This is a genomic window from Ureibacillus sp. MALMAid1270 (assembly GCF_049202975.1).
Classification (GTDB): Bacteria; Bacillota; Bacilli; order Bacillales_A; family Planococcaceae; genus Ureibacillus.
In genome coordinates, this window is the sequence record NZ_JBMIRP010000061.1 from 1 (window position 1) to 13,933 (window position 13,933).

General features: G+C 35.5%; 14 protein-coding genes and 1 tRNA gene. 2 read left to right on the forward strand and 13 right to left on the reverse strand.

Going from position 1 to position 13,933, the window contains the following annotated elements:
- Positions 1–116: 116 nt before the first annotated feature.
- Together ACOQFO_RS08145 and ACOQFO_RS08150 are read right to left on the reverse strand one after the other, a co-directional pair.
- On the reverse strand, positions 117–1,703 hold the full coding sequence (locus ACOQFO_RS08145; protein WP_421689189.1) for a DEAD/DEAH box helicase: 1,587 nt from the start codon (positions 1,701–1,703) through the stop codon (positions 117–119).
- Positions 1,696–2,127, reverse strand: coding sequence for a DEAD/DEAH box helicase family protein (locus ACOQFO_RS08150; RefSeq protein ID WP_421689190.1), 432 nt, complete (start codon positions 2,125–2,127; stop codon positions 1,696–1,698). The genes ACOQFO_RS08145 and ACOQFO_RS08150 overlap by 8 nt, the downstream gene beginning before the upstream one ends.
- Before the next feature lie 434 nt (positions 2,128–2,561).
- On the opposite strand from ACOQFO_RS08150, the gene ACOQFO_RS08155 reads away from it, so the two are divergent.
- Positions 2,562–3,683: a tyrosine-type recombinase/integrase gene (locus ACOQFO_RS08155; protein ID WP_421689191.1), complete on the forward strand. Its 1,122-nt coding sequence runs from the start codon at positions 2,562–2,564 to the stop codon at positions 3,681–3,683.
- A gap of 159 nt (positions 3,684–3,842) precedes the next feature.
- Here the strand turns inward: ACOQFO_RS08155 and ACOQFO_RS08160 are convergent.
- The 10 genes from ACOQFO_RS08160 to ACOQFO_RS08205 form a co-directional block, all read right to left on the reverse strand.
- Positions 3,843–3,916: transfer RNA gene (locus ACOQFO_RS08160), tRNA-Arg, on the reverse strand.
- 107 nt (positions 3,917–4,023) lie between these two features.
- Positions 4,024–4,530: a metallophosphoesterase gene (locus ACOQFO_RS08165; protein WP_421689192.1), complete on the reverse strand. Its 507-nt coding sequence runs from the start codon at positions 4,528–4,530 to the stop codon at positions 4,024–4,026.
- Positions 4,531–4,664: 134 nt separating this feature from the next.
- Positions 4,665–5,258 carry an XTP/dITP diphosphatase gene (locus tag ACOQFO_RS08170; RefSeq protein WP_421689193.1) on the reverse strand — a complete coding sequence of 198 codons (594 nt, stop codon included), beginning with the start codon at positions 5,256–5,258 and terminating at the stop codon, positions 4,665–4,667.
- Between the two features lie 77 nt (positions 5,259–5,335).
- Complete coding sequence (rph, locus tag ACOQFO_RS08175; protein ID WP_421689194.1) at positions 5,336–6,085, reverse strand: ribonuclease PH; 750 nt, start codon at positions 6,083–6,085, stop codon at positions 5,336–5,338.
- A gap of 196 nt (positions 6,086–6,281) precedes the next feature.
- Positions 6,282–7,082, reverse strand: a complete 801-nt coding sequence (racE, locus tag ACOQFO_RS08180; protein WP_421689195.1) for a glutamate racemase — start codon at positions 7,080–7,082, stop codon at positions 6,282–6,284.
- A 585-nt stretch (positions 7,083–7,667) separates the two neighbouring features.
- Positions 7,668–7,889, reverse strand: a complete 222-nt coding sequence (locus tag ACOQFO_RS08185; protein WP_036186004.1) for a helix-turn-helix domain-containing protein — start codon at positions 7,887–7,889, stop codon at positions 7,668–7,670.
- Positions 7,890–7,961: 72 nt separating this feature from the next.
- The gene (locus ACOQFO_RS08190) at positions 7,962–8,405 is read right to left on the reverse strand and encodes an acyl-CoA thioesterase (protein WP_421689196.1); all 444 of its coding nucleotides are present in this window, start codon (positions 8,403–8,405) and stop codon (positions 7,962–7,964) included.
- Positions 8,406–8,738: 333 nt separating this feature from the next.
- Positions 8,739–9,521 (reverse strand): succinate dehydrogenase iron-sulfur subunit, encoded by a 783-nt coding sequence (gene sdhB, locus ACOQFO_RS08195; protein ID WP_421689197.1) that lies wholly within the window; start codon positions 9,519–9,521, stop codon positions 8,739–8,741.
- Between the two features lie 22 nt (positions 9,522–9,543).
- Entirely contained in the window at positions 9,544–11,289 is a 1,746-nt protein-coding gene (gene sdhA / locus ACOQFO_RS08200) for a succinate dehydrogenase flavoprotein subunit (RefSeq protein WP_421689198.1), read from the reverse strand.
- Positions 11,290–11,339: 50 nt separating this feature from the next.
- Positions 11,340–11,954 (reverse strand): succinate dehydrogenase cytochrome b558 subunit, encoded by a 615-nt coding sequence (locus ACOQFO_RS08205; RefSeq protein WP_421689199.1) that lies wholly within the window; start codon positions 11,952–11,954, stop codon positions 11,340–11,342.
- A gap of 264 nt (positions 11,955–12,218) precedes the next feature.
- Here ACOQFO_RS08205 and ACOQFO_RS08210 point away from each other — a divergent pair, with 264 nt between their 5' ends.
- Positions 12,219–12,632, forward strand: coding sequence for a YslB family protein (locus ACOQFO_RS08210; RefSeq protein WP_421689200.1), 414 nt, complete (start codon positions 12,219–12,221; stop codon positions 12,630–12,632).
- Positions 12,633–12,683: 51 nt separating this feature from the next.
- Here ACOQFO_RS08210 and ACOQFO_RS08215 read toward each other — a convergent pair whose 3' ends face one another.
- Positions 12,684–13,907: an aspartate kinase gene (locus ACOQFO_RS08215; protein ID WP_421689201.1), complete on the reverse strand. Its 1,224-nt coding sequence runs from the start codon at positions 13,905–13,907 to the stop codon at positions 12,684–12,686.
- Positions 13,908–13,933: the final 26 nt, after the last annotated feature.

Consider the following 13,933-nt stretch of genomic DNA (forward strand, 5'->3'; position numbering starts at 1 on the left):
AACTTCTTGAAGATGCGCTTGAACAAACAAATAAGAAAATCAAAAAGTTAATACAAAGTCAACTGGAGCAGTGGATCTCAGAACTACCTAATTATATCAAGGCTTATTTACCGATTTCACTCTGCGAAAGTTGAGTTATTAGTATCAATAGCATCATCCAAAACTTTCTTACCTATATCCTTACACCAACTAGTCCAAAAGTTTATCCTTTCTACCCAACGCATCCAAACTTTCCCTTTATACGAACAACCAATACTAATACGACCTCCATCTTTATACCCATAACCGAATAAATTAGATTTAGTCGAACCCGATACAACCACCTCATTAATACCGGATTTTATATCAGTCCCTGCAAACATTCTAAAGCTGATTCTTCCACTGGGTTGTTGCTTCAATCCCAAAGTTCCAATCATCAATCGATTTATTCCATCTAAACTTCGATATATTGAATCGCCCTTCATTGCCAACGATTTCGGGAATATATTTTCAACAAGCCGATTTCCTTTTCCAGCATCAGTTTCATTTATATGAATAATTCCATTTTCTTCATCAAAAAAAATTACAAAGAAATCATAATCATATTGCACAATATCCTTCTGATCTGACCAGACTACATTTGATTCAATTTCCTCAATAAAAATGTAAACAGAATCTTCTTCATTTATAAATTGGGTTGTTCTGTCAGGATCCAAGACTTGTTGCCATCCTTCTATAAATGTTGTTTTCGAAGGGTAGCGAAACATCCGTGTACTTATTTTCATCTTTACTTGCGATAAATCTATAGCCTTAACGTGATCTTTTTTAAACTTACCAATGAATTCACTAAGTTTAATTTCTTGATTGATAGCTTGATGGGAATGTGTATTGAGAAGTTGATTCCAATCTGAATCTTGTTGATATAACTCTTCAATCGATTCCTTCAAATCGTCCATTGCCACATTCGTTATAAGTTTTGCATTACCTAAATTATTTCCACTTGTTCGAGCGAATCGTCCAATAAACTGAAGTGTAATTGGAAGCGACTTATATTTATCATGAATTGCTGCAATTTTAAGTGTTGGGATATCAATACCTTCCCCAAACATATCGACACATACCACAATTTTTGCTATACCATCTTTTACTTGGCTCAAATATTTTTTTCTTTGTGAAGGTAAAACACCTGTGTGAATTACCACAGGATTAAACTCTTTATATCGGGAATATATTTTTTCATATAACTCATCCGCACGTTTACGACTCTTAGCTCTTGCTAGAAGAACATGTTCGTATCCCTTGTCCAAATCCTCACTCAAATGCTGAATTGCAATTTTTGCTATTTCTTCATCAGACTTTTGTTCATCAAACACTTGAATTGGATAAAAGTCGATTGGCTTAAAATACCCAGCTTCTTGTGCAAGTCCCAATCCATAATTAAAAATAATTTTACCATCAATTTTTTTACCATCATTTCTAAATGGAGTTGCAGTAAACTGTAGGATCTTCTTTCCCGAAAACCTTTTTCTAACCTCTCCCCACTCGGGTGCTGCTAAATGATGCGCTTCATCAAAAATAACAACTTCCACCTTTTCAACTAGTTTATCCCTAATTACTGAAGGCATTTTATTTATCATTCCAGGAGTTGAAACGATAATATTCGACTCTTCAATTGCAGTAATCAGATCTTTTTCATGCTCGGCTTTTACTTTTGATTTATACATAAAAGTAAGTTGGATAAATTACTTCATCTGAAATCATTTCTAGTTCTGGTAGAATACCAAAATGACTTGCTCCTTCAAAAATTTGTTCTCTCAAAAGATTGGACGGTACTATAATTAATGTTGAGGATAATCTTTCAGAAATTATAGTAGCATACATTGTTTCAGACTTTCCTGTTCCAGTAGGTAAAATAATCGTTGCTGGAGAATTTGATATGGCCCAATGAGCGCGAATTGCGGATAATGCTCCAAATTGAGGCAATCGCAAACCAATCTCACCTTTATTTCGAGATACTTTTTCATGATATGACACTTTCCAACTATCAATAATTTCTTCTCTACTAAAGCTTTTACCATTAGCATCTTTACATCGACTTAACTTATTCCCTTGACCAATTGTTGAGATTACGTTTTTATACGTTACCAAACAATCCCTTCTTTCTGTTATAAAATTACATTTTAATAATTATATTTTAACAGATACAAAAGGAACTTTATGTAAAAAAAGGAATTCCCAATATTAAAGAATTCTGTTCTAGTATTTAGATTAAAATTTATGTTTCTCTTTAGAGCTAAACCAAAGGATTTATTGAAATATGCGTCGAGTAAACTTACATGCAAAGAAGAGTTTACCGTAGTAATACTTATTTAACTAACAAGCAGTTACTTAAAGAGTAATATAATCCTTCACAATCTGGCCCGATTGTTGAAAACTTATTAAGCAGCACTCTTCAGCTAACCTTCCCCGTTAATTTAAGTTCAATTTTTCACATCTCACCTAATTGCAACAGCAAACTCTCATTTCCAAAACACTCTTTATAACACTATACTATGATTATACCAAATAAAGGAGGTAATCATTTGGCAAGCTTCACAAAGCGCGGTAACACATGGCAATATGCCATTAGCCGCACAATAGACGGTAAGCAAAAACCAATTCGCAAAGGGGGATTTCGAACTAAAAAAGAAGCACAAGAAGCAGCATTACAGATGGAACTTGATTTAAAAAACGGAGTACTCGATCCACAAAAGGACTATCCGATTGAAAAATATTTTTTAGAATGGTTCAAGACTTATAAGCGAGATATATCCGATATAACCCTAAACTCTTATAAAGCAACTCACACCAAACTTCTAAACTATTTTGAAGATAAAGCTATTCAGAGTATTACTAAACGTGAATATCAAGAATTTCTTAATATTATGGGAGAACAATTTGCTAAAACAACAAATCGTAAAATGAATGGCTTTATTCGCACTTGTATAAGGGAAGCAATTGATGAAGGTTTGATAAAAACGGACTTTACACGAAATGTTACCATCACCGGAGCAGCTAGTAAAAAATCATCTGAAAAGTTCTTGGATTATGATGCTAGTCAACTACTATTAAAGTATTTACATGCAAATATTGACAATGGTCTTGAATATACGATGTTAATTGTTGCTTTAACTAGCGGTGTACGATACGGGGAATTAGTTGGTCTTTCAATTGAAGATATTAATTTTAAAGAAAGTACGGTTAAAATTCATCGACAATGGCGCTATAAAGAGGATGGAGGATTTGGTCCGTTGAAAAATGAATCATCTGAACGTACAATTGGATTAGATAAAGCAACGATGAACATTTTAAAAAAACAGGTACTTAAAATTGCAAATCATCCTCAGAATGAAAATCGCCTAGTGTTCTACACATCTGATTCGCCAATTCAAGTTATTACTAATGATCGGTTAAATGATGTGTTACGAGCTTCAATAAAAAAACTAAAAATCAAACCTATTATTACAGTTCATGGTTTACGTCATACTCATGCTAGCGTTCTTCTTTATCAAGATATTTCTGTTCTTTATGTAAGTGAAAGACTTGGTCATGCTTCCATTGATATTACCACTTCTACTTACGCACATCTCTTAAAAGAACTTCGTGAGCGTGACTCTTCGAAAACTGCTTCTATTTTTGAGGATCTACTAACTTATAGCGGATAAACCCTTGTGTGAAATTTGTGTATAACGTGTATAAAAAACACCTTTTTCTTTCGGTTTCTTTCTTTTTCTCCAAAAATGAAAAAATGCTCCAAACCCTTAAATAATAAGGATTTGAAGCAAATTCACTTGGTTCAAACTTCTTCTATCTGAACCCTTCGACGTCCCAGGAGGGATTCGAACCCCCGACCGTACGCTTAGAAGGCGTATGCTCTATCCGGCTGAGCTACTGAGACATGGCATTCATGAATGGTTTTTCCATGAAAGACAAGATTTATTATATCTATAAAAAATGATAATGTCAACGGATTTTCTAAACTTTTTTTGTTAAATGTAAATTTTTTTATTTAATTAACTGAAAACGTTTTTTGAATATTTCATTGCGCTCCGCTGTATAGGCTGTTACATACCATTCATCATTCACAAACTCGACAATTGTATAACTCTTATCATTATTTCCTCTTGGTATTAAGAGGCTTCCTGGGTTCACAAATAATACATTGTCCAACAATTCGCAGCCTAATACATGAGAATGGCCAAAAAAGACAGCATCAGCTTCTACTTCTTTTGCACGATAAAATAAATTCATAGTAGACGATTTCACGTTAAATAAATGCCCATGGGTTACAAAAATTTTCTTTCCTGAAAGTGAAAATAACTCTTCATTAGGAAATCGGGAATCACGATCACAATTTCCGCGCACACGTTTTGTATTTTCTAAATATTCGTGGTCAAAAGCTAATTCACTATCACCACAATGTATAACCGTGTCAACATCCTTATGTCTTTCACTAACCTGTTTTATCACTTCTGCATTTCCATGAGTATCGCTCATCACTAATAGTTTCATTAAACCACCCCAAGCTAAATATTCTCACGTAAATTTTTAAAACTCACACATACACCACTAAATATTGCAAATTAAATGTGAGATTTAGTACCTACTATACTCGTTTACATTTACCCCATCCCCTACGAGTAGAACTAGCCTAGCAATATTGGCAACTCTTCAGCTAATTTTCGAATCGCATTTCCACGATGAGAAATTGCACCTTTCTCCTCTGGAGACAGTTCTGCCATTGCAAGACCAAGCTCTGGTACATAAAAAATAGGATCATAGCCAAATCCATTTGTACCGCGTTTTTCATCTAAAATAATCCCTTCACACGTTCCAAACACTGTATATGTTTCAATATCTGGCCCAGCAATAGCTAATACACAGCAAAAACGAGCAGTGCGTTCTCCTTCAGGAACCCCTTGTAACTTTTCTAATACTTTTACAATATTCGCTTCATCATCATGATCACCAGCATAACGAGCTGAGTATACCCCTGGTTCGCCTCCTAATGCGTCTACAACAAGTCCGCTATCATCTGCAATAACAAGCTTACCCAACTCACGAGAAAGCGTTTCTGCTTTTAATATCGCATTTTCTTCAAATGTAGTACCTGTCTCTTCAATCTCCATATCAGGAGCTACATCAAACATTGTTACAACCTCATAGCCTAGTGGCGTGAAAAGTGCTTCGAAATCTTTTGCTTTTCCTTTGTTTTTTGTAGCAATGACAACTTGTTTCAATTTTATTTCCTCCAAACTCATTTTCAATCGACAAAACTTAGGTGCTCTTTTCTAATAGCACATGTTTTGACAAGCAACTATTTAACAAACCCAACTAATTTAGCTGATTCACCTAATACCGCTTTCTGCTTTTCAATTAGTTCAGCTATGCCATTTTCCCCTAAAGAAAGTAATGTATTTAAATCTTCTCGAGAGAAAGTAGATTCTTCACCAGTGCCTTGAATTTCAACAAAACGACCATTTCCAGTCATCACAAGATTCATATCTACATTTGCAGATGAATCTTCTACATAATCTAAGTCTAATACTGGACCAATTTCATCAATAAAACCAACACTTGTTGCTGCTAAGAAGTCAGTAACAGGGAATTTAGCAAATGGCTTTTCATTATGGATCTTTGCGAGTGCTTGAGTCAAAGCAACGAATGCACCTGTTATAGAAGCTGTTCTAGTACCCCCATCAGCTTGAATGACATCACAGTCAATCCATAATGTTTTCTCTCCTAGTGCCTCTAAATCAACTACAGCACGTAAAGCTCGTCCAATTAATCGTTGAATTTCCATTGTACGGCCATTTATTCTACCACGAGATGCATCTCGTTGTGTTCTTTCTGCAGTAGCTCTTGGTAACATGGAATATTCCGCTGTAATCCAACCTTTCCCTTGTCCACGTAGGAATCCAGGAACCTTTTCTTCAACAGTTGCCGTACAAATTACTTTTGTATTCCCAACCTGTATTAATACCGAGCCTTCTGGATGAATTAAATAATTTGGCTCTATTTGTACAGAACGTAATTGTTCAGCTGTACGTCCATCATGTCTAGTCATTGCTTGTCCTCCTCGAGAAAAGTAAAACATTTGATAAGTAAGAATAGAAACTTCTATCAGAATTGAATTTCATTGATAAAAGATAAAATCGTGCCTAGTACATTGTGGTACCAGGCACTTTATTTTAATCAAGTCTATTTTATGGACTTGATCCTATGGAATTTAAGTGATTCAAACAACCGAAAGATAACATAATTTACTTTTCTAATTTGATACGGCGTACATCTAAATGATTGTGTTCTAACCACTTTTCAGCAATCATTCGAAAAATAGGCATAGATCCAGTAGTGTAGAAAATGTGATGTGGCTCTTCACCACTAGTATTGAGTTGGTTATTAAATGCTAACCATTCTCCTACTTCTTTAGCTGTTTCTTCAGCAGAAGAAAGCACATGAACATCTGGGCCGACCACTTTTTCGATATGCTGTTGAATGATTGGATAATGCGTACAACCTAATATAACTGTATCAAATTTTTTGTTGGCTAGTGGTTTTAAACCATTTGCTACTAAGTCGAATGCAAATTGCCCATCATATTCGCCACTTTCAACAAGGGGAACGAAAGTAGGGCAAGCAAGAGGAATTATTTTCGCTTTCGAACTTAAAGATAGTAGTGCATTTTCATATGCTCCACTTTTGATTGTTCCTTCTGTAGCCAATACAACGATTTCATTTCGTTTTGTTTTTTTCTCAGCGGCTCTAGCTCCCGGATTTATGACTCCTATTACAGGTATTGGCAATTTTTGCTGTAAACTTTCTAATGCCACAGCAGTTGCAGTATTACAAGCAATGACGAGCATTTTAATGTTTAATCTTTGTAATGCTTTAGCCATTTGCCATGTAAATTTCTTTACTTCCTGCTTATTTCTCGGCCCATATGGACATCTCGCAGTATCACCAATATAATAAATGGTCTCGTGTGGTAAAACTTTCATAATTTCTTTTGTTACAGTTAAACCACCAACCCCAGAATCAATTACGCCAATAGGGGCATTCATACAACCGCCTCGATCCTTTAACTTTACATAATCACACAGATAAGAGAATCCCATTAGTGAATTCTCTAATCTATTTCATGTATTTATTTTTACTTATTGTTTGCTTCATTTAATTGTAAGTATAATGCTAAAAAGAAAGTAAATCTAGGCGAAAAGCTTAACGAAACTGCACTCTTATTTCATCTTTTTAAGTTTATCTTCGGTATCTCATTATAAATATTTTCGTAAAAACATCCCGATTGTCATATTGCCCGAATTCATGTAACCAAAAAATGTTGATAATAAATATTTGATGGTCTTAATATAAAGATGTTTCTATGATTGTTGTACCAATCAAAAAATGAAGTTAGGCTTTACCGATTTTTTATAATGAAAATTCTTCAACTTGCTACCTGTTTACACTTCATGTAAATCCTTATCTCAACATACTGGAGAGATAATTCTTCACTAGCTTAATACTAACTTACTCTACATTACAGTTTAACACCATTTTTCTAGAAGGGTATTCTGTAAATAGTGATCGTTAAAAGTTAAATGAAGTTAATACTATTTTGAAGTGTTTAATTGGAATTAGCAAGTCTCCAATCAGTGTAGTGATAATTCGTCTAGCCTCAGCAATTCAATCAATGCCTGTGATCTACTGGATACACCTAATTTTTGAATCGTGTTCGAAATATGATTACGCACCGTTTTCTCGCTAATATTCAGCTTTTGCGAAATTTCCTTCGTCGTATAATCTAATATTAATAATTGGAAAATTTCACGTTCTCTTTTCGTCAAAAGCGAACGATGCTGCGGGCTATTCATAAGGCAACACCCTCCTATCTCCTCTTCTATGTAAAGTATGTTGAGAGTAATAGGTGCGTGAGGGCGTTTTAACTATTTCCCATGCAATATTATTTTTTCTTTTTGTGTCCAAGGGGTTCCCTTTCCTGTTGATTTATTTATTTGTACTACAGCACCACGTCCAGTAAATACTGGTTGGTTTTCCGAATTCTTCGCTAAATAATGAATGTCAACTGAAGATGTCCCAATATGTGCAGCTTTAACATAGATTCGAAGAATTTCATCAAAATAAACTTGCTTTACAAAATCACATTGAAGGTCAGCAACGACAACAATCTTTTCAGATTCTGCTGAAGACCAAGTATCAAATCCAATATGTTTAAAAAACTCGATTCTTGCTTCTTCAAAATAGACAAATGGAACTGTATTATTTAAATGGCCATACATATCTGTTTCAGAAAAGCGTACTTTTACCTCCGTGTGAAATGAAAATTCTTCTTCCCATTTAATTGGATCTACAATATAACTTGCTCGCAAAGTCCGACAACCCCTTATTGTATTTAAGTTCTAAGTTTTGTGATATTTTTCATTATTGTATTGAATTTTTAGTTCTTATAATCTGTGCACATTATTTCAGACAGGTAGTTCCCCACCTATTCTTTCACTTTCTTATAGGTTCCAGTTTTGGTTCTTTACCGCCTTTAGTTACTTAAGAGTATTTCGGATTTTCAAAGCAGTTTCCAATTTCATGAGATTATACACACATATTGTATGCAAGACATGAAAAGAAGGACATCTAAAGTCAAAAGTTTGACGCAGATGTCCTTCTATAAATTTTAAACTCTTAGTAAGGCGTTAATTTATTTATTATTAGTCTACCATATGGTCAGATCCGAAGAAGTTACGGAACATTTGAACAGTAGTAGCACGGTTTAATGCAGCAATAGAAGTAGTTAATGGAATACCTTTTGGACATGCAGCTACACAGTTTTGTGAGTTACCGCAGTTTGCAAGACCTCCATCACCCATAATTGCGTTTAGACGCTCGTCTTTTGTCATTGCACCAGTTGGGTGTGCATTGAATAAACGTACTTGTGAAAGTGGAGCTGGTCCGATAAATGAAGCTTTTTCAGATACATTTGGACATGCTTCCATACATACACCACAAGTCATACATTTTGATAATTCATATGCCCATTGACGTTTACGTTCTGGCATACGTGGACCTTCGCCTAAATCGTAAGTACCATCGATTGGAACCCATGCTTTAACTTTTTTAAGTGCATTGAACATACGACTACGGTCTACTTGTAAGTCACGAACCACTGGGAAAGTTTTCATTGGCTCAAGACGAATAGGTTGTTCTAATTGGTCAATCAGTGTAGAACAAGATTGACGAGGACGACCATTAATAACCATCGAACAAGCGCCACATACTTCCTCAAGACAGTTCATGTCCCAAGTTACAGGAGAAGTCTTTTGACCATCAGCTGTAACTGGATTTTGTTGGATAACCATTAAAGCTGAAATAACATTCATACCAGGACGGTAAGGAACTTCGAATTTTTCCCAACGTGTAGACTCACCTTGGCGATCTTGACGCAGGATTTCAAGTTTTACCGTTCTTCCAGTAGTTCCTACGGCTGTTGTCATTTTTCATGACCCCCTTTATATTTTACGAAGAATAGTCACGTTTACGTGGCGGAATTAATGAAACGTCAACTTCTTGGTAGCTAATTTCTGGTTCACCAGTTTGTGGATTGAACTTCGCCATAGTTGTTTTTAAGAAGTTCTCATCATCACGTTCTGGGAATTCTGGTTTATAGTGCGCTCCACGTGACTCGTTACGTAAAAGTGCCCCTTTAGTAATAACACGAGCAAGATATAACATGTTTTTCAATTGACGAGTGAAGTGAGCACCTTGGTTACTCCATTTTTGAGTATCATTAATGTTGATGTTTTCCCAACGCTCTAACATTTCAGTAAGTTTGTTATAAGTTTTTTCTAGTCTGTCATTATAACGTACTACTGTTACGTTATCTGTCATTAACTCGCCAAGTTCTTTGTGTAATAAATATGCGTTTTCAGTTCCGTCCATTTTAAGGATTTTGTCCCATTTTTCTTGCTCTTCTTGAACACGAGCATCAAATAGAGATTGTGGAAGATCTTCAGCATGTTTTTTCAAGCCTTTTACATATTTAACAGCATTTGGACCAGCTACAGAACCACCGTAGATAGCAGATAATAAAGAGTTAGCTCCAAGACGGTTTGCTCCGTGTTGTGAGTAATCACATTCACCAGCTGCAAATAGACCAGGGATTTCTGTCATTTGGTCATAATCAACCCATAATCCACCCATAGAGTAGTGTACTGCAGGGAAGATTTTCATTGGAAGTTTACGTGGGTCATCACCTACGAATTTTTCGTAGATTTCAATGATACCACCAAGTTTTACGTCTAATTCATGTGGATCTTTGTGTGATAAATCTAGATAAACTACATTTTCACCATTGATACCTAATTTTTGGTTAACACATACATCGAAGATTTCACGAGTCGCGATATCACGAGGTACTAAGTTACCGTAAGCTGGATATTTCTCTTCTAAGAAGTACCATGGCTTACCATCTTTATAAGTCCAAATACGTCCACCTTCACCACGAGCAGATTCAGACATTAAACGGTTTTTGTCGTCACCAGGGATCGCAGTTGGGTGAATTTGGATGAATTCACCATTCGCATATGAAGCACCTTGTTGGTAAACAATAGATGCTGCAGAACCTGTGTTAATTACTGAGTTTGTTGATTTACCGAAGATAATACCAGGACCACCAGTAGCCATAATAACAGCATCTGAACGGAATGATACGATTTCTTCAGTTTGCATGTTTTGTGCAACGATACCGCGGCAAACACCTTCATCATCAAGAACAACACCTAGGAATTCCCAGTGTTCATATTTCGTTACTAAACCAGCAACTTCATGACGACGAACTTGCTCATCTAATGCATAAAGTAATTGTTGTCCAGTTGTTGCACCAGAGAACGCTGTACGGTGATGTAACGTACCACCGAAACGACGGAAGTCAAGTAAACCTTCAGGTGTACGGTTGAACATAACTCCCATACGGTCAAATAAGTGAATGATGCCAGGTGCAGCATCACACATTGCTTTAACTGGTGGTTGGTTCGCTAAGAAGTCCCCACCGTAAACTGTATCATCAAAGTGGATCCATGGAGAATCCCCTTCACCTTTTGTATTAACCGCACCATTAATTCCGCCTTGAGCACAAACAGAGTGTGAACGTTTAACGGGAACTAATGAGAATAATTCTACTTCAGTGCCTTCTTCAGCAGCTTTTACAGTTGCCATTAACCCTGCTAATCCGCCACCTACGACGATTATTTTACTTTTCGCCATGATTATTCCTCACTCCTCAAATTTTACTATTGGATGTCATACCAAACTTATTACACAAACGCTAGAATAGCGGCTACGAAAGCAACACTGAATACTACGAAGAACGCCATTGTTACATAAGTAGCAACTTTTTGTGATTTTGGAGATTGTGTAATACCCCAGCTCACTAAGAATGACCAAATACCATTTGATAAATGGAATGTTGCAGCTAAAATACCAACAATGTAGAATGCTAACATTAATGGATTTGCAACGATTTCAGCCATCATATCAAAGTTCACTTCATCTCCAAGCGCTTTTTGAATACGAGTTTGGAAAATGTGCCATGCAATGAATACAACTAGGAATACACCAGAGAAACGTTGTAATACAAACATCCAGTTACGGAATGTGCCAAAGCGCTGTAGATTGTTTGTTGCAGTAAACGCAATATACACACCGTACAATCCATGGAATAATAATGGTATGTAAATTACTACCCACTCAACAATTAACAATAGCCAATGTGGAATTAATTCCATCATACCAGCAGCATTATTGTAGGCTTCTACTCCTTGAGTAGCAGTGAAGTTGATAGAAAAGTGCACCAACAAGAACAATCCTACTGGAATAACTCCTAATAGTGAATGTAAGCGGCGCCAATAAAACTCATGATTCTTCGACAAGATTATTACCCCCCTCAAGTACATTTAAAATATTAAGTCAACATTAAGATATACGCAATTTTGAAACCGCTTAATATTGACTGCATATCTTATCATGTTACAATATTATGACATGTCCATTGTACTCCCAACCTCGATGACCGTCAAGGCAACTTGAGATTTTTTATACATAATTTAGACATGACTCTTCTTACAAACATTCTCATTTTTTGCATAAAATCTAATTAATATTAATTTTCTTACAGAAAAGAGGTAATTTTCTATATGACATCCCATCAAAAACAAGTACCAGCATTTGGTTATGAAATTTTAAGAGATTACGCACTACCTACCATTTTAGGAAAACATGAAGAAGATGTTCTTTATTGGGTTGGGAAAGACCTTGCTCGTAAATTTCCGTGCAGTGATTTGCAGTTAATTATTTCATTTTTCGAGGATACCGGGTGGGGAGTACTTTCTTTAGAAAAAGAGTTGAAAGATGGTTATATCTTCAATCTTACGAATGAACCAGACTTATTAAATATTGAGAAACGAAAATTCCGCCTTGAAGCTGGTTTTATTGCGGAGCAAATACAAATATTTAAAGGCTTTTTAACAGAATGTTATGATGAGAAAAAAGAAAAAAGCAATGTCATTCAATTCACTGTAAAATGGGATGTAAAAGAAAAAATCGAATAAAAAGTGGCAGATCCTTAGTTAATGAGGATCTGCCTTTTTTAATGGAGTAAATTATACGATTTCTTCTACTAGATTAAATTCATCGTGTAATGCATTTGCAGCACGAACCATATCATCTTGTGGGACAACTACAGAAACTTTGATTTCAGAAGTACTTACCATTTTTACCGGAATGTTTTCACTTCTTAATCGATCGAACATGCGTGCAGCCACACCAGGATTGGAAACCATCCCCGAGCCAACAATGGACACCTTTGCTAAACCAACTTCAAAATCAGCAAAACTAAATCCAAGTGATCGTTTACTTGACTCAAGTACTTTTACCGCTTCAGCAAATACTTCTTTCTCAATTGAGAAAGAAACAGTTGGGTTCACACCATCAATGACTGCCTGTACAATAATGTCAACGTTGATTTGGTTATCTGCTAAAGTTGTAAACAAATTCGCAAGTGATGCTTGTTCATAAGATTCATATCCTACTGTTAATCGAATAATATCCGTTTCATATGCAACACCACGAACAATTAAATTTCTCTCCATGTCTACCTCTCCCTTAATTACTGTACCTGGTATATTTTCTGTACTTGAGCAAACCACAAGTGACATATTATATTTTTTTGCTAATTCTACAGCACGTGGATGTATGATCTTTGAACCTAGTAATGATAATTCCAACAATTCATCATAAGATAATTGTTTAATTTGTTTGGCTGTTTTCACAATTTTTGGATCAGCAGTAAATACTCCAGTTGCATTTGTGTAAATATCAACTCGTTCGGCATCAATCGCAACTGCAACTGCAACGGCAGTAGTTTCCGGGCCACCTTCCCCAAGAAGAGTAATATTATTTACAGCATCTTTTCCTTGAGCACCTGCAATAATCGGAATGATGTCTTTACTTAAATAATTTTTTAAACATTCGTTTTCAATTCGGTCTATTAAAACATTTCGTTTCGTTGAGAACGTTTCAATTCCTGCTTGACAACCTGTTAGAGAAACTGCTTTATATCCACGTGCATTCATAGCGATCGCAAGTAAACTACTAGCAATTTGAGTATTAGTAGATCGAATGGAGTCTAACTCACGTTTAGTGGGTTGTTCTGATAAAGTGTAGGCATATTGTTTTACTTTCTCGTCTATTAAATTAATAAATGGCGCAACTATAACAACATCATATCCACTTTCTTTTTCTTGAATAATTTTATTTGTGATTTGTTCAATTCGATCAGATGATGCAAAGGTTTGTTCATCTAATTTAATCACAAGTTTAGTCATGTCCAATCCTCCTTCAAATCTAAATC